The organism is Smaragdicoccus niigatensis DSM 44881 = NBRC 103563 (genome assembly GCF_000380645.1).
Lineage (GTDB): Bacteria > Actinomycetota > Actinomycetes > Mycobacteriales > Mycobacteriaceae > Smaragdicoccus > Smaragdicoccus niigatensis.
Genome location: NZ_AQXZ01000012.1, coordinates 62,515 through 79,360, shown reverse-complemented (window position 1 = coordinate 79,360; position 16,846 = coordinate 62,515). Strand labels below are relative to the sequence as shown.

General features: G+C 65.1%; 15 protein-coding genes. 3 read left to right on the top strand and 12 right to left on the bottom strand.

What is annotated here, in order from left to right:
• Positions 1–72: 72 nt before the first annotated feature.
• Together F600_RS0104635 and F600_RS0104630 are read left to right on the top strand one after the other, a co-directional pair.
• Positions 73–474, top strand: coding sequence for a nitroreductase/quinone reductase family protein (locus tag F600_RS0104635; RefSeq protein ID WP_018159422.1), 402 nt, complete (start codon positions 73–75; stop codon positions 472–474).
• 20 nt (positions 475–494) lie between these two features.
• Positions 495–1,220, top strand: coding sequence for a VOC family protein (locus F600_RS0104630; protein ID WP_018159421.1), 726 nt, complete (start codon positions 495–497; stop codon positions 1,218–1,220).
• 80 nt (positions 1,221–1,300) lie between these two features.
• Here the strand turns inward: F600_RS0104630 and ileS are convergent, their stop codons facing one another.
• From ileS to ftsZ, 7 genes are all read right to left on the bottom strand, one after another.
• Entirely contained in the window at positions 1,301–4,387 is a 3,087-nt protein-coding gene (gene ileS, locus F600_RS0104625; protein ID WP_018159420.1) for an isoleucine--tRNA ligase, read from the bottom strand.
• A 290-nt stretch (positions 4,388–4,677) separates the two neighbouring features.
• On the bottom strand, positions 4,678–5,556 hold the full coding sequence (locus tag F600_RS0104620) for a DivIVA domain-containing protein (protein WP_018159419.1): 879 nt from the start codon (positions 5,554–5,556) through the stop codon (positions 4,678–4,680).
• 86 nt (positions 5,557–5,642) lie between these two features.
• A complete protein-coding gene (locus F600_RS0104615) occupies positions 5,643–5,948 on the bottom strand; it encodes a YggT family protein (protein ID WP_018159418.1) in 306 nt (101 codons plus the stop codon).
• Between the two features lie 120 nt (positions 5,949–6,068).
• Positions 6,069–6,653, bottom strand: coding sequence for a cell division protein SepF (locus F600_RS0104610; protein WP_018159417.1), 585 nt, complete (start codon positions 6,651–6,653; stop codon positions 6,069–6,071).
• 37 nt (positions 6,654–6,690) lie between these two features.
• Positions 6,691–7,443 carry a YggS family pyridoxal phosphate-dependent enzyme gene (locus F600_RS26970; protein WP_018159416.1) on the bottom strand — a complete coding sequence of 251 codons (753 nt, stop codon included), beginning with the start codon at positions 7,441–7,443 and terminating at the stop codon, positions 6,691–6,693.
• A gap of 4 nt (positions 7,444–7,447) precedes the next feature.
• A complete protein-coding gene (gene pgeF / locus F600_RS0104600) occupies positions 7,448–8,146 on the bottom strand; it encodes a peptidoglycan editing factor PgeF (RefSeq protein WP_018159415.1) in 699 nt (232 codons plus the stop codon).
• A gap of 12 nt (positions 8,147–8,158) precedes the next feature.
• Positions 8,159–9,331 (bottom strand): cell division protein FtsZ, encoded by a 1,173-nt coding sequence (gene ftsZ / locus F600_RS0104595; RefSeq protein ID WP_018159414.1) that lies wholly within the window; start codon positions 9,329–9,331, stop codon positions 8,159–8,161.
• 241 nt (positions 9,332–9,572) lie between these two features.
• On the opposite strand from ftsZ, the gene F600_RS0104590 reads away from it, so the two are divergent.
• Positions 9,573–10,487 carry a DUF559 domain-containing protein gene (locus F600_RS0104590; RefSeq protein ID WP_245541466.1) on the top strand — a complete coding sequence of 305 codons (915 nt, stop codon included), beginning with the start codon at positions 9,573–9,575 and terminating at the stop codon, positions 10,485–10,487.
• Between the two features lie 49 nt (positions 10,488–10,536).
• Here the strand turns inward: F600_RS0104590 and F600_RS0104585 are convergent, their stop codons facing one another.
• The 5 genes from F600_RS0104585 to murD all read right to left on the bottom strand — a co-directional run bounded on the left by F600_RS0104585 (position 10,537) and on the right by murD (position 16,841).
• Positions 10,537–11,247 carry a cell division protein FtsQ/DivIB gene (locus tag F600_RS0104585; RefSeq protein WP_245541465.1) on the bottom strand — a complete coding sequence of 237 codons (711 nt, stop codon included), beginning with the start codon at positions 11,245–11,247 and terminating at the stop codon, positions 10,537–10,539.
• Positions 11,248–11,306: 59 nt separating this feature from the next.
• Positions 11,307–12,800, bottom strand: coding sequence for a UDP-N-acetylmuramate--L-alanine ligase (gene murC / locus F600_RS0104575; RefSeq protein ID WP_018159411.1), 1,494 nt, complete (start codon positions 12,798–12,800; stop codon positions 11,307–11,309).
• Entirely contained in the window at positions 12,797–13,960 is a 1,164-nt protein-coding gene (gene murG, locus F600_RS0104570) for an undecaprenyldiphospho-muramoylpentapeptide beta-N-acetylglucosaminyltransferase (RefSeq protein ID WP_018159410.1), read from the bottom strand. Before murG ends, murC begins: the two co-directional genes overlap by 4 nt.
• On the bottom strand, positions 13,921–15,369 hold the full coding sequence (gene ftsW / locus F600_RS0104565) for a putative lipid II flippase FtsW (protein ID WP_081628724.1): 1,449 nt from the start codon (positions 15,367–15,369) through the stop codon (positions 13,921–13,923). Before ftsW ends, murG begins: the two co-directional genes overlap by 40 nt.
• A gap of 71 nt (positions 15,370–15,440) precedes the next feature.
• Positions 15,441–16,841: a UDP-N-acetylmuramoyl-L-alanine--D-glutamate ligase gene (gene murD / locus F600_RS0104560; RefSeq protein WP_018159408.1), complete on the bottom strand. Its 1,401-nt coding sequence runs from the start codon at positions 16,839–16,841 to the stop codon at positions 15,441–15,443.
• Between the last annotated feature and the right edge of the window lie 5 nt (positions 16,842–16,846).

Sequence of the window (16,846 nt, the reverse complement as noted above, 5' to 3'; positions counted from 1 at the left end):
CCTGGCTGCTATAGATCAATCGGGGCCTAACGGCCCTATCGATCGGATACCGCGCCGGCCGACGATCGCGACATGACTCAGACTGCATCGCCCGTCCGGAATGCTGTTCGGACCTTCAACAAGTACGTGACAAACCCGATCATGATGCCGCTCGCCGGACGCAAGTACTGGTACGCGTCGGTGATCTCCCACGTCGGCCGACGATCCGGAAAGGTATACCGCACCCCGGTTGTCGCAGATCGGGTCGACAGCGGCTTCCTCATTCCACTGCCCTACGGCACGCACGTGGATTGGCTGCGCAACGTGCAAGCTGCCGAGTTCGCCACGATCCGGTCGCACGGCGTGACATACGACGTCGCCAAGCCGGAGGTCATCGATGCGGCAACGGCGCTGGCCCTGCTAGATCCCCGTCATGCGCGCAGTTTCGAACGCTTCGGGATCGCACATTTCGTGCGGCTGACCGACGCGCACTGAGTGAACGTAGCCTAGGGCCTGTGGAGCCCTACTGGACGACGGCGTTTCTCGATTTCGCGCCTGCTGATCATGCGGTGGGAACCGCATTCTGGAGCGCCGCGACCGGATACCCGGTCTCGCGGAGCCGGGGACGCGACGGCGAATTCGCGAGCCTGCTGCCACCCGCTGGCGGGGTTTATCTCAAGGTGCAGCGGCTCAGCGACGGCCACAACCGCATTCACGTCGACTTTCACGTTGGAGATGTGCTGGCTGCCGCCGACCGGGCCATCTCGCTCGGTGCCACTGAACTCGCCCGCAATGACGGTTGGTCGGTGTTGCAATCGCCGGCCGGCATCGTCTTCTGCTTCGTCGACCATCCCGTCAGCGGCGTGGCAATGCCGACCGTGTGGCCGGGCGGGCACTCCTCGATCGCAGACCAGATATCGCTGGACATTCCGCCCGACTCGTTCGACGCCGAATGCGAATTCTGGGCCGCGGTCACGGGCCGACCGCTGGGACAGTCGCGCTGGTTCGCCGAGTTCCGGAACCTCGAGCGACCCCCGAACCAGCGCATTCGCTTTCTGCTGCAACGTCTCAACGACGGACCGGCCGGCGCGCACATCGACTTCGCGACGAACCACCGCTCGGCGGAGACCGCGCGTCACGTCGCATTGGGCGCCTCGGTCGAAAAAGTGAACGACCGGTGGACCGTGCTGCACGATCCCACCGGCCGTCGCTACTGCATCACCGAGCGCGATCCCGGTTAGCCAAACGATTCGGTGCTCTCACGGCGCCGTCATCGATACATGTCGATGATCTTGTCCTGGGAGCACCGAATCGTTTCGTCCTAACGCGCGACCGAGATCCACGCGCGTGAGCCACCCGCGAGCTCGGCGCCATCGCCGTCACCCGTGCCGAATTCCAGTGTCGTCGCGAGGACTTCGCCGGCGATGAGGTCGCGGTGGCGCTCAGCCCAGACGAGGCAGTCGGTCGGCACGGCAACCAGGAGGTCGATGCGGTCCGAGACGTTGAGGCCTGCGTTCTTCCGCGCCTCCTGAAGCTCGCGGATGAGGTCTCGCGCCCAGCCCTCGGCTTCGAGTTCCTCGGTGACGTGCGAGTTCAGCACGACCAGGCCGCGGTTCTCCGGCAGCGCAGCCGTCGAATCCGGTTCGGCGGCGACCAGGCGCTGGGTGTACTCGTCCGGCAGCAGCTCGATGCCAGCCGCGGTGACGACACCGTCGACCTCAGTCCACTCGCCCGCCTTGACGGCCTTGATGACGTTCTGAACCTCGCGACCGATCCGCGGACCGGCAGCCTTCGCGTTGACCACGAGCTCGAAGCGGCCGTGGGCATCGACATCGGTGGTGAGATCGACGCGCTTGACGTTGACTTCGTCGGCGATGATGTCGACGTACGGCCGCAGGCGCTCCGCATCGCCAGCCGCCACGGTGACCTCCGACAGCGGAAGTCGAACACGCAGCTTCTGGGCCTTGCGCAACGACAGCACGGTCGAGCACACCTCGCGAACCTCGTCCATGGCCGCAACGAGTTCTGCGTCCTGGACCAGCGCGTCCGGCCAGTCGGTGAGATGCACCGAACGTCCGCCCGTCAGACCGCGCCAGATGACCTCGGTGACGAGCGGCAGTAGTGGTGCCGCGAGACGCGTCGTGATCTCGAGAACCGTGTGCAGCGTGTCGATCGCGTCCTGGTCCTCGTCCCAGAACCGCTGACGCGAGCGTCGCACGTACCAGTTGGTGAGTGCATCCGCGAACAGGCGCAGCGACTCACACGCGCCCGCGATGTCGTAGACGTCCAATGCCGACGTCATCTCTTCGCGCAGGTCAGCGACCTTCGCGAGGATGTAGCGGTCGAGGACGTGCTGCGAATCCGTCCGCCATGTGCCCACCTTCGGTGCATAAAGCTGCAGGAAGGTCCAGGCGTTCCACAGCGGGCGAAGCGCCTGCGCCGCACCCTCTCGGATGCCGCGCTCGGTGACAACGAGGTTGCCACCGCGCAGGATCGGCGATGCCATGAGGAACCAGCGCATCGCATCCGAGCCGTCACGGTCGAAGACCTCATTGACGTTCGGGTAGTTGCCCTTCGACTTCGACATCTTCTGGCCGTCGCTGCCGAGCACGATGCCGTGCGCGACCACCGACTTGAAAGCAGGCGCGTCGAACAACGCCGTCGACAGCACGTGAAGGTTGTAGAACCAGCCGCGCGTCTGGCCGTTGTACTCGACGATGAAGTCGCCCGGGAAGTGGGTGTCGAACCAGTCCTGGTTCTCGAACGGGTAGTGCACCTGAGCGAACGGCATCGAGCCCGACTCGAACCAGCAGTCGAGAACCTCCGGGGTCCGGCGCATCATCGACTTGCCGGTCGGGTCGTCCGGGTTTGGACGTACGAGCTCGTCGATCATCGGGCGGTGCAGGTCGGTCGGCCGCACGCCAAAGTCGCGCTCGAGTTCGTCGAGCGAACCGTAGACGTCGACGCGCGGGTAGGCCGGGTCGTCGCTGATCCACACCGGGATCGGCGCACCCCAGTAGCGGTTTCGCGAGATGTTCCAGTCGCGGGCGCCTTCGAGCCACTTGCCGAACTGACCGTCGCGGATGTGCTCAGGCACCCACGTGATCTGCTGATTCAGCTCGACCATGCGGTCGCGGAACGTCGTGACGGCGACGAACCATGACGGCACCGCCATGTAGATCAGCGGCTGTCCCGAACGCCACGAGTGCGGATAGCTGTGGTCGATCGTTTCCTGGCGCAGGATCTTTCCCGCTGCCTTGAGGTCCTTGATGATGTTCGGGTTCGCGTCGAAAACGACCTGGCCCTCGTAATCCGGGACCAGCGACGTGAACTTGCCGCCCGCATCGAGCGGCTGCACGAGCTCGATTCCGGCCTTCGTGCAGGTGTCCATGTCGTCCTCACCGAAGGCCGGAGCCTGGTGGACGATTCCGGTACCGGAGTCGGTCGTGACGTAATCGGCCGGAAGGACGACAAACGCGTTCGGGCGCTCGGCGACGAAGTAGTCGAACGGCGGCGTGTACGTCGCACCGATCAACTCGGCACCCTTGACGGTCGCGAGAACCTCAGGCACTTCGCCGAGCTCACGGGCATAGTGGCCGACGCGCTCGGCGGCGAGAACGTACTTCTCCCCGTCCTTACCTTCGACGAGGACGTAGTCGACGTCCGGGTTAACTGCGATCGCGAGGTTCGACGGCAGCGTCCATGGGGTCGTCGTCCAGATGATGGCGTTCGAACCGGCGAACTTTCCGCTGGTCAGCGGCATCTTCACGGTGACGGCCGGGTCCTGGCGCATCTTGTACGCATCGTCGAGCTTCGACTCTTGATTCGACAGCGGAGTCTGCTCGTACCAGGAGTACGGCAGCACGCGGAAGCCCTGGTAGATCAGGCCCTTGTCGTACAGGGTCTTGAAGACCCACATCACCGACTCCATGTAGTCGATGTCGAGAGTCTTGTAGTCGTTGTCGAAGTCGACCCAGCGCGCCTGACGCGTCACGTATTCGCGCCAGTCGTCGGTGTACCGGAGCACGGACTGCTTGCAGAACTCGTTGAACTTCGCGATACCCATGCCGGAGATGTCGCCGGTCTTGATGCCGAGCTGCTTCTCCGCCTCGAGCTCGGCCGGCAGTCCGTGCGTGTCCCACCCGAAGCGACGGTCGACCTTGTAACCGCGCATCGTCTGGTAGCGCGGAACGAGGTCCTTGACGTACCCGGTCAGAAGGTGGCCGTAGTGCGGCAGACCGTTCGCGAAGGGCGGGCCGTCGTAGAAGACGAACTCTTCGCTTCCTTCCCGAGCGGCGATGCTCTCCCGGAACGTGTCGTCAGCCGCCCACTGCGCGAGAACTTGTTCCTCGAGCGCAGGGAAGTCATTGCCGGTGTATTCGACGCGGGGGTAACTCTCGGTCACCACGTGCTCCTCGTGCCAGGTCGCAAACCATTCGGCACGGGGACGACAGCACGCCTCGCGCGCAGCCGCGGTACCACCCCGCTTGCTGGAAGAGTTCCAGCCGCTTAATTCGAGCTATGACGGGCTCACCCGTTCGGTTCTAGTGGGTTCTCGCGAACTTTTCTTCCGAAGGCTCCCCGGTGATGGCCGGATCGGTGCCTGTGACAAACGAGTCTACCCACTCACCCAGGCGGACTGAAAACCGCATTCGGCGCCGCGCGGGCAGGCCGCGCAGCGCCGAATGGAGACGAATGTCAGTTCTTCTTGGCGAGCTGCTTGTCGGTGTCGAGTTCGGCAAGCTGCGTCTGCAAGTACGAACGCAGCTGCGTCCGGTACGTGCGCTCGAAGACCTTGAGCTGCTCGATCTTTCCTTCGAGGTCGCCGCGCTGACGCTTGGATTCCGCCTCCGTCGCCGCAGCCTGCTCGCGGGCCTTGCTCAGCAGCATGTCGGCTTCCCTGGTCGCGTTACCGACGACCTTGTCCGCCTCTGCCTTCGCGTCGGACTGAACCCGGTCCGCGACTTCCTGCGCCATCGCCATGAGGCGCGTTGCGGGAGCCGTAGGGTCAGCGGGCGCAGCCGCCTTCTCGTGTGCGGCCGCCAGCGATGCCTCGGTCTGCTTGAGCTTGGCGGCGATGATGTCGCGCTCGGCGGCGAGGGAATCGCGCTCGCGCTGGAGCGAGTCGTTCTGTCCCTGGTGGCTACCGGATGCCGACTTCACCTTCTCGAGCTCGGCGGTCACGCGGGCGAGTTCGCTCTTGAGCGAGTCGCGCTCCTTGGTGAGGGCGTCCCGCTCGGAGACCAGCGAGTTCCGCTCCCCGACCAGCGAGTCCCGCTCCTTGGCCAGCGCATCCCGTTCCGCGAGCGCAGCCTTCACGGCGGAGTCGTCGGACGCAGCGCCCCGGGCGATGACCGCCGGGACCACCGGCGCGGCAGCGACCGGAGCTGCGGCTGTCGCCGCGCCGCCGCCGGCCGCGAGCTTCGCCTGCAGCGCGTCGCGCTCGGCGGTCAGTTCGGAAAGTGCAGATTCGACGCGGTCGAGAAATGCATCGACCTCGTCCTCGTTGTAACCACGCCGTCCCAGCGGCGGCTTGTTGAACGCGACGTTATGAACGTCCGCAGGGGTCAAAGCCATCGTGCGATCACCTCATACCTCTGGAAGCAAAGTCGGGCAGACACTAACCCCGTCGCGCCAGCTGGCGGGGCCGATTCGCCGAACCGCTACACAGTCGATGCCAGGCCCGCCGCTACCTCCGTGAGGAGGAGAACCACCAGCAGCAAGATCATGATCGACACGTCCAGCCGGATACCTCCGAGCGGTATCGGCGGAATGAGCCTACGCAGAAGCCGGACCGGCGGGTCGGTGATCGTGAAAATCGCCTCGAGAATGACGACGATGAAACCCGACGGGTGCCAGTCACGCGCGAAGGAACGGATGAATTCGATGACCACCCGAGCAATCAGCAACAGGCCGAACAAACGAAGTATGAGATAGACGATTGCCCAGAATGCCGACACATCGTCCACTTTGCCCGACGATCATGCGTTGAACAAACAACGACACCGGCGCATATTTGCGCCGGTGTCGTCTGAGCGTGACGGCCAGGAATTGTCAGACACGCTCTGAAGGTCGATTTGAGCGAGCACTCAGTTCTGGCTGTAGAAGCCCTTCTGGGCAACGATGCGGCGACGTTCTTCAGCCGAGACGTCGACGTTGGCCGGCGACAGTAGGAACACCTTGGCGGCGACCTTGTCGAACGAGCCGTGCAGAGCGAACGCCAGGCCGGCCGCGAAGTCGACGAGACGCTTGGCGTCCGCGTTGGTCATCTCGACGAGGTCCATGATGACCGGGTTGCCCTCGCGGAAGCGCTCACCGATCGTGCGGGCCTCGCTGTAGTCACGCGGGCACAGGGTCGTGATCTTCGACATGGGGCCGCCCTCGTCGAACATCGGTGCGCGGCGCGACTGCGGTGCAGAGTCCATCGCGAGTGCGCCGTTGGTGCGGGGTGCCGGGGCTGCGGCACGAGCCATGGCCGGCTCCGGGCGACGACGGAGCTCGTATCCGTCGTCATAGGCGTCACGACGGTAGTCGTCGGCGTAGTGGTCCACTTCGGCGTACGGGTCGCGAGCCACCCGAGCGCGGGGGCGAGCCGGCTCTTCGATGTAGTCGTCCTCGTACCCGTCAAGCTCCGTAAGGCCGAAGTACTGCTTGGCCTTGTGCATGATGCTCATTGATCGACCTTCCTCGGCACTGCGTTAAATCTGCTGGTCACGCAGGGTTTGTTGCCTGTGTTACTGATGTGCTCTGCGGCTGATTCGAGATTAATGGGCGGGGCCCTAGCAACGCGGTACCGACACGCACGCACGTCGATCCGTAATTGACAGCAATCTCCAAGTCCGCACTCATTCCGGCCGACAGCACATTCACAGCGGGGTAACGCGCACGAAATTCGGCATATACCCGGGCTATCTCGGCGAAGGCACGTTCCGGTTGCGCCTCCACCGGCGGAACCGCCATCAAACCCGCAAGTCGCAGGTGGGAACTGGCCTCGACCGCATCGGCAAGATGCGGAAGATCGGCAGCGACGACACCGCCACGAGACGGATCACCGTCCAGACTGAGCTGAAGAAGAACATCGATCGGATCACGGACGCTCGCCGCCTCACGACCACCTTGCAATGCAGCAATGTGACGCTGCGAATCGACCGAATGAACGACTCGAGCCCACTTTGCGATCGACTTCGCTTTGTTCGTCTGCAGTCGGCCGATCATGTGCCACACCAGATCGCCGCCGACTGCGGCCTCCACCGTCGCGACCTTTCGCGATGCCTCGGGTTCGCGCGCCTCCCCGAATTCGTTCAGGCCCAGCGAGTGCAGAGCGAGCACATCCGACGCCGGCCAAAACTTCGTCACCGCGAGAAGAGTGACTTCGGCGGGTTTGCGGTCAGCCGCCGAACACGCGGCAGACAGCCGTTCCCGGACTTCGGTCAGGTTCGCCGACAGTTCGTTGACTCTCGACATTGATTTATCCAATCCAGATGACACCGGCGATACGCCCAGTCGGCGCACCGCGACGATGGCTGAACAACGCCTCATCCTCAATGGTGCATCGGGAGTCGTGCTGGATGCTCGTCACGCCGAGATCGCGCAACTGGCGATCAAGTCCGAGTCGGACGTCGATTCCGGCGGTGTGCCACACGGTTTCCACCGCCGAGCCAGGGAGAGCTCGGTCAACGTCTTGCTGCATTTCCAGCGGAACTTCATAGTGCTTGCCACACGCCGCCGGACCGAGCTGAACGTCGATACTCGATGGATCGGCACCGAGCGCGACCATCTCGTCGATCGCTTTGGCGGCGATCCCCTGCCGAGCCCCCTCGCGACCCGCATGCACGGCCGCGATGACACCGGCCTGCGCGTCGGACATCAGGATCGGAACACAGTCGGCGACGAGGACCACAAGGACAACTCCCGGCGTGGCAGTGACGAGTCCGTCGGTGTCCGGGATCGGTTCGGCGGTTCCCGCCGAGACGACCGCAACGTTGCGGCCATGGGTCTGCCGCATCCAGGCAAAGGAAATCGCGGGCAGGCCGACCTGTTCAGCGAGAAGCTTCCGGTTGGCGAGTACATCCGGCAATGCGTCGCCGACGTGATCGCCCAGGTTAAACGACGCGAACGGTGGCGCCGAGACGCCACCGTTCCGAGTCGTGAAAAAGGACTGGATCATCCGAAGGGTTGATCAGCTCCGGCGCATGAAGGTCGGGACGTCGACATCGAAGTCGTCGTCGTCATCCTTGACCGCCGGCTGCGCAGCCGCCCGCACGTTCACGGTTGCGGCCGGACGCTGCTGCTCATACGTCGCAGCCGTGCTGGTGAACGGACTGCTCGCGGGCTGCGCACCGAGGTTGCTGCGTCCACCGTACGAAGCGGTCGTCGGGCGTGCCGGCTGCTGCTGACGCGCTGCCGGCGCACCGTCGAATCCTGCGGCGATGACCGTGACGCGGACTTCATCGCCGAGCGAGTCGTCGATGACCGTACCGAAGATGATGTTCGCGTCGATGTGCGCGGCTTCCTGAACCAGCGAAGCAGCTTCGTTGATCTCGAAGAGACCGAGGTCCGATCCACCAGCGATCGACATCAGGACGCCGTGGGCGCCTTCCATCGACGACTCGAGGAGCGGCGAGTTGATGGCGGCGGTGGCGGCCTTCACGGCACGTCCGTCGCCGCGGGCGGCACCGATACCCATGAGGGCGCTACCAGCGCCGGCCATGACGCTCTTGACGTCCGCGAAGTCGACGTTGATCAAACCTGGAGTCGTGATGAGGTCGGTGATTCCCTGAACACCGTTGAGCAGAACGTCGTCCGCCTGACGGAACGCATCCATGAGGCTCACGGCCGCGTCGCCGAGCTGCAGCAGGCGGTCGTTCGGGATGACGATGAGCGTGTCACACGACTCGCGCAGCGCCTGGATGCCGTTTTCCGCCGACGCCCCGCGTCGCTTCCCCTCGAACGAGAACGGGCGGGTGACAACACCGATGGTCAGCGCGCCGAGCTTGCGCGCCAGGCTGGCGACGACGGGGGCGCCACCGGTACCGGTGCCACCACCCTCACCAGCGGTGACGAAGACCATGTCGGCGCCCTTGAGCACTTCTTCGATCTCGTCCTTGTGGTCTTCAGCGGCCTTACGGCCGACCTCAGGGTCGGCACCGGCGCCGAGTCCACGGGTAAGTTCGCGGCCGACGTCGAGCTTGACGTCAGCGTCACTCATCAACAAGGCCTGGGCATCGGTGTTGATCGCAATGAACTCAACACCCTTGAGTCCCTGCTCGATCATGCGGTTGACGGCATTCACACCGCCACCGCCGATACCGACGACCTTGATGACGGCGAGGTAGTTGTGCGGGGGCGTCATGCGCTCGCCTTCCTTTTTTCACACTCTGTCCCTGGCGGGAGCCAGCAACCTTTTTCTCGACTCGCCCGTGTTGCTAAACCTTAAACCTCAACCTGAGGCTTATAGTTATGTCAACTAGCGGGTTCGGTACAAAAGCTATGGGTCCGCAGACGCCCGTGCGCGGAGGCGCGCCGTAGCCGAGAAGTTATATTTCGGCGCCGCTCGACTGGCCCACGATTTTCCGCGGTGAACGCGGAAAATCGTGGCGCGCCGGAACACCCGGAACCGACCCGAGCGTCGTCGCGTCTACCAACACGTGCACAACACCAAAGTCTCCCGCATCCTCGCCCGCCAGGACGGGGTCATCTCACTCCCGCAAACTCGGGACTGCGGCATTTCGCAGGACATTCTGCAACGCAAAGTGTCTTCCGGCGAGTGGCAGCGTAAGGGCCCTGCGGTCTACCGGGACACCTCGCACGCCTGGTCCGACGCCGCGAAACTGCGAGCCGCAGTTATGAGCGCCGGCAAGGACGCGTGCGCGTACGGCCGCAGTGCTGCGTGGTGGCATGGACTGACTGACTCCGCGCCCGCGACGCAGTTCGTCACGATTCCAAAGAAGCGCTATCTGGCGAGAGCAGACGGCACGAAGGTGCGGTCCCGCGACCTCCCAGCGCGCGATCTCAAGACCGTCAGAGGACTCCGCGTCACCGCGGTGCCGCTGACTGTCCTCGAATCGAACGACTCCGTCCTGATGGACCGCGCCCTCCAAACCCGGGTGACGCTTCCGATCCTGCACGCCACCCACGCCCGACACCTGGACCGCGCAGGTGCGAAACAGACCGCGCGCCTGCTGACGTCAGCTGGGGAAGGCGGCCGCAGTGAAGCCGAACGAATGCTGCACCGGATTCTCCGAAATGAAGGGTTCACCGGCTGGCGCGCACAGTACGAGACGTGCGGGTTCGCCCTCGATGCCGTGTTCGAGAGGCAGAGAGTCTGCCTCGAAGTCGACGGCTGGCGGTGGCACAAGGATGCCCACCGCAACAGCCACGACCTCAAACGCCAGAACATCCTCGTCAACGCGGGCTGGCATGTCCTCCGGTTCGATTGGCACCGACTGGACCGCGATCCCGCCGGCGTGACGTCCGACGTCCGGCAAGCTCTCGAGAGACCACGATAATCCGCTCTCAGCGCGGAAAATCCTGGCCCGACAGCCCTGCGGCGGCCTGCTAGCGAATCGTCGGCAGATCCGGGCTCGACACGTCGTACGTGCGGCCCTGCTGGCTCAGCAACGCGACCAGGACGTTGGCTTTCAGCTCGGACGAGTCCGCGCTCCCCCACACCACGCGCTTGCCGTCCGCGAGCATGAGCTGAACGCTCGCGGGAGTCTTGGCGTACAGCTCGGTGACTTGCGAGCGCAGGCTCTTCGGCAGCGCGCCGAGCACGGTCATCGCGGCCACGACCCGAGGATCGCGCTGGCTCGGTGAGTCGATCCGCAGACGCGGAAGATCCTTCGGGGCAGGTTCGGTGGAGAAGTCGACACCCTCGAGATCGACGAGGTGGGTCCCCTGCTCAGTCGTGAAGTAGGCCGCCGCGACCCGCTCGGTCACGGTGACTTTCAGCGCTGACGGGTAGTTGCGCTGGACACGCACGAGCGCCACCTTCGGCAGGTTCGCCACGCGTCGGGCCGCGCCCTTGGTGTCCACCTGCAGGAGCGGCACGCCCATCGGCACATCGAGCGCCTTCATGACATCCGCGCTCTTGACGACGTGCAGACCCTCGACGTCGATCCGGCGCACGGAGAACATCGGCGAGAAGTACACCGCCCATCCGAGGACTCCGGCGAGCACCAGAATCAGCGCGATGAGCAGCCGAGACTTCCATTTGCCACGCCGCGGCGGCGCCTCGACGGGAGGCTCGATGCGCGTCGGCTTAGCCACAGAGTCCTTCGCACTCTCGCGATACTCCGTCCGACCCGCACTTCTTGTCGAACTCGAACTCATCCGCGAGGACGTCCATAGTGTTGTCGCGAGCTCAATGCGTCGAGAATTCCCGGTCCGAGCATCGTCACGTCACCGGCGCCCATCGTGATGACGACGTCACCTGGCTCGGAGAGACCGGCGACCTGCCGGCCGACCTTCGACAAGTCCGGCTGGTAGTGCACAGGCTTCGTCACCGCTTCGGCGATCCGAGCGCCGCTCACACCCGGAATCGGCTCTTCGCGGGCACCGTAGACGTCAAGCACCACAACGATGTCAGCAAGGCTCAGCGCCTCGGCGAACTCCGCGGCGAACGCCTCGGTACGGCTGTACAGGTGCGGCTGGAAAATCACGACGACGTTCCCGCGACGCGACCGATGCCCGTCCTTCGCTTCCTGCTCGACGAGTTCCTGCGCAGCCTCGAGAACCGCACGCACCTCGGTCGGGTGGTGGGCGTAGTCATCGAAGACGCGAACGTTGTCTTCGCGGCCCACGAACTGGAAACGCCGATTGACGCCGCCGAAGCCCTCCAGGCCTTCGATGAGGTCATCCGCCGACGCGCCGGCGTCACGCCCCGCAAGGAACGCACCCAGCGCATTGAGCGCCATGTGACGCCCGGGCACCGACAAATGCACATTCCGCGGAGTCGACTCGTCGGAAAGCTGGAACACCACCGTGCCGCCGACTTCGCGCGGCTCGAAGCTGAGCATCTTCGCCGCGAACGGGATCGCCGGGTCCGCGTCCGTGCCCGCCGAGCCATAACCGATGACCCGAACGTCCGGGCGCTCCTTGAGGACTCGCTTCGCGTACGCCGCAGAGCCTTCGTCGTCGAGGCACGCCACCAGCAGGCCGCCGGGCGCGATCCGCAACGCGAAGTCGTCGAAGACCTGGACATACGCCTCGACCGAACCGAAGTGGTCGAGGTGATCGGCCTCGATGTTCGTCACCACGACGATGTTCGGGTCGTACTGCAGCAGCGAACCATCGCTCTCGTCCGCCTCGGCAACGAACAGTCCACCGGTGCCGTGATGGGCGTTCGTGCCCGACTCGTTGAGCTCCCCACCGACCGCGAACGACGGGTCGAGGCCGCAGTGCTGCAACGCCACGACCAGCATCGACGTCGTCGAGGTCTTTCCGTGGGTACCGCACACGAGCAGCGTGGTGCTGCCCTTCATGAGCTGGGAGAGCACCTTCGGACGGAACAGGACCGGAATGCCCCGTTCCCCTGCCGCCACGAGCTCGGGGTTGTCCTTCGGGATCGCCGCCTCGGTCGATACGACGGCAGTCGGACCGCCCTCGATCAGGTCGAGCGCAGAAGCGTCGTGTCCGATTCGGATCGACGCGCCGCGAGCACGCAGCGCGAGAATCGCGCGGCTCTCCTTCGCGTCCGAACCGCTGACCTGGCCACCGCGGGCGAGCAGGATTCGGGCCACGCCCGACATTCCTGCGCCGCCGATGCCGATCATGTGGACCCGCTGCAGTTGCTCCGGCAGGTCAGTCGCGACCTCACTCATTTTCGTGCCACCTCCATCACGATGCGTGCGACCGAGGTCGCCGCGTCGCGGTGTCCAGCATCTGCAGCCGCCCGACCCATTCCGGAAAGTCTGCCCGCGTCATGCATCAGCGGAATCACATTGTCGATCAGATACTGGGCGGAGAGGTCCGCATCCTTCACTATTGCTCCGCCGCCGGCCGAAACTACCGGTATGGCGTTGAGTTCCTGCTCGCCGTTTCCGATCGGCAGCGGCACGTAGGTGGCCGGCAGCCCGACCGCCGACACCTCGGCAACGGTCATTGCACCGGAACGGCACACGACGGCATCCGCGGCCGAATAGGCCAGGTCCATGCGGTTGAGATAGGGCACGGCGACATACTTCGCACCCTTGCCGTCGGCGACGCCATCCGGAAGTTCGAGCGTGTTCTTCGGGCCATGGGCGTGCAGCACCGAGATACCGGCGTCGATGAAGGCCTGTGCGGCACCCGACGTCGCGTTGTTGAGCGAGCGCGCGCCCTGGGACCCACCGAAAACCAGCAGCACGGGACCGTCAGCGGGCAGGCCGAAGTGTTTCCGGGCTTCGGCGCGCAGCGCAGCACGGTCCAGTGACGTGATCGAAGAACGCACCGGGATGCCGATGATCTCGGCGTCCTTCAAACCCTTGGCGTGGATGCCCGAGTCCGCCACCGCCGCCAGAACGCGAGCCGCACGACGCGCGCCGACCTTGTTCGCGAGGCCGCCCTTCGCATTGGCTTCGTGGACGACGACCGGAATGCGCTTCTTCTTGCGCAGCGGCCAACTCGCCGCCAGGTACGCCGGCAGCGACACATATCCACCGAATCCGATCACCACGTCGGCGTCGACGGATTCGAGAACCTGCCGCGTCTGCCGGTAGGCATCGCGCACGCGTCCCGGCAACCGCAGCAGGTCCTTGTTCGGCTTGCGCGGCATCGGGACCGGCGGAATCAACTCCAGCGGGTAACCACGCGCGGGAATCAGCGTGGAATCGAGCCCCTTCGAGGTACCGAGAGCCGTGACCCGAATCGACGGATCGAGGGCGCGGAGCGCATCGGCCACGGCGAGTGCGGGCTCGATATGGCCAGCGGTTCCACCACCGGCAACGACAACTGAAAGTCCACTCACCGCTGAGTTCCTGTCCGGCGCGGCGGTGCACCCCACGTGGGCGGAAGTGGGCGACGACCCTCCGAAGAAGACCCCACCGAACCGGAACCGCCCCGGATCGGCCCACTGTTGCGCACGGCTGGCGTGGCAGTACGTGGACGTTGTGCCTGACCGGCACGGGCGATACCCACCCCAGGCACGCGCGGGTGCCCAGGCTGCTGCTGACGGGGACGCGCGGCACCGCCGGGACCAGGCTTGGGCCCGGGCTTACGCGGAGCGGCTGGAGCACGATACGGCTGCGGGACGGGGAGCTTGAGCAGGCGGCTGACCCGGCCGCCACGGCCCTCAGTCAACGCAATGATCGCGTCCGGTTCATGTCGGGCCGCATTGGCCATGACACCGAACATCAACAACGTGATCGCCAGTGACGATCCACCCGCAGAAACCAGCGGCAACTGGAGCCCGGTCACCGGGAGAACGCCGACCACGTAGCCGATGTTAATGAACGCCTGGGCTGTGATCCATACAGTTGCCGAAGCGCACAGAAGTCGAAGGAACGGATCGACCGACCGCGACGCGATGCGGAGCCCGGTGTAGACGAAGAGCGCGAACAACCCGATGACGAGCAGGCAGCCCATGAAGCCGAGTTCCTCGCCGATGATCGCGAAGATGAAGTCGTTGTGGGCATTGGGCAGGTAATCCCACTTCGCGCGGCTCTGACCGAGACCACGTCCGAACAAGCCGCCGTCGGCGAGTGAGTATTTGGCCTGGCGCGCCTGGTAACCACTACCCTGCGCGTCCGCGCCGCCGTTGAAGAACGCTTGGACACGCGCCGACCGGTAACCGGCGGAGACCGCCAGAACCGATGCCGCCGCGATACCCGAGATGGCGATCGACAGGAAGACGCGAAGAGAAAGTCCACCGAACCACAACAGCGCCACGAGGATGATGCCGATGGCGATCGTCGTACTGAGGTTCGGCTGCAGGACGATGAGAAGACAGACGAACAGTCCGGCCGGGACCAAGGGCACGATAATGTCCCAGAGGCCGCGGCGGGACGGTCCGCGCGACGCCAAAAGGTGTGCGCCCCAAACGATCAGCGTGACCTTGACGATCTCCGAAGGCTGGATTGTCACGCCGGCGACGTCGATCCAGCGCCGCGCGCCATAGACCTCGACACCGATTCCCGGGATGAGCACGGCGGCCAGGACGACGACCGAAACGACGAATCCGGGCAGGGACAACGCCCGAATCACGCGAATCGGAATGCGCAGCGCGACGTAGAACAGCACGGCACCCAGGACCGCGAACATCGCCTGCTGCATGAACTGCGAGTATGCGGAGCCAGCCTCGGTGTAGGACTCGACGCTCGACGCCGACAACACCATGACCAGGCCCAGGGCCGTCAGGAGTGTTGCGATCGTGACGATCAAGTGGAACGAGGCGAGCGGACGCTCGAGCCACATTCCGAAACGGGTGCGAGCCCGACTTGATCGCTCCGACTGTCGACGAGCGGTCGGTTCGGCGATCGTCACGCTCACGCCTCCCCGAGTAGTCTCGCTGCCTCCGCGAAGCTGTCTCCCCGATGCCCATACGAGGTGAACATGTCCAACGACGCGGCCGCGGGCGCCAACAGCACCACATCGCCCGGCGCAGCCATGCGCTTCGCGTGCGAAACCGCTTCTTGCATCAGTGCATCGGCGGACTTCACGGAAGCATCGTCCCTTGAACCGACGACGACCACGGGTACCTCGGGCGCGTGTCGCGCCAATGCGTCGACGATGAGTTGCGCGTCCTGGCCGAGCAGAACCGCCCCGCGTAGGCGCTGACCAGTCTCGATGATGAGTTCATCGATCGATGCGCCTTTGAGCTGTCCACCGGCGACCCAGACGACGTGTTCATGCGACAAAAGGGCGATTCGGGCAGCGTGCGGGTTTGTCGCCTTCGAATCGTCGATGTAATCGATCCCATCGATCGTCGCGACCACCGTGCCTCGGTGCGCACCGATTTCGAACGCGCGCAGACCAGCTCCGATGTCCGCGGCAGGTACTCCGGCCGCGCGCGCGAGCGCCGACGCGGCAAGCGCGTTGAGGAGTCCCGCACGACCGCGCTGCGCGAGATCGGCGACGTCGACGAGGATGGCTCCGTCGGAGAACGCACGGTCGACGAGCTGCCCGTCGACGATGCCAAGCTCCCCCGAACCCGGCTCGTCGAGACGAAAGCCGACCGTCTGCTGCGCGGGCGAAATCCGGACGAGCTTGGCGGCCTCGGCGTCGTCGAGGCCGAGCACACCGACGCGTCCCGAAAGTGCGCGCGTCTTGGCGTCGATGTAGTGCTGCATGCTTCCGTGCCAGTCCAGGTGGTCCTCGGCGATATTGAGGACCGCGCCCGCTTCCGGGTGCACCGACGGTGCCCAGAACAGCTGGAACGACGACAGTTCGACCGCCAGAACCCGGATCTCGGGCTGGCGCAGCGCGTCGAGAATCGGCAGACCGATGTTTCCGCACGCGACGGCGCCCAGGCCGGCAGTGGTCAGGACGGTTTCAAGCATCGACGTCGTGGTCGTCTTGCCATTCGTCCCGGTGACCACGAGCCATGTCCGCGTCGGTCCGTACATCTGCGCCTGATCGACGCGCCACGCGAATTCGACGTCACCCCACACCGGAACACCCGCAGCCTCTGCGGCGACGAACAGCGGCGCGTTGGGACGCCATCCGGGGCTCGTGATGACGAGGGCGTAGTCCGCGATCGACGGGATCGCGTCGTCGGGGTGAACACCCTCAACGCCGCTGGCCCGGGCATCGTCGAGCGCGGCCGGATTTCCGTCCGCGGCGACGACGGTCGCGCCGAGTTGCTGCAGTGGGTCGACGACGGAACGACCAGTGGTCTTCCAACCCGCGACGAGGACTTTGGTGCCGGCGAGCGAAGACAGTTCCATGAGCG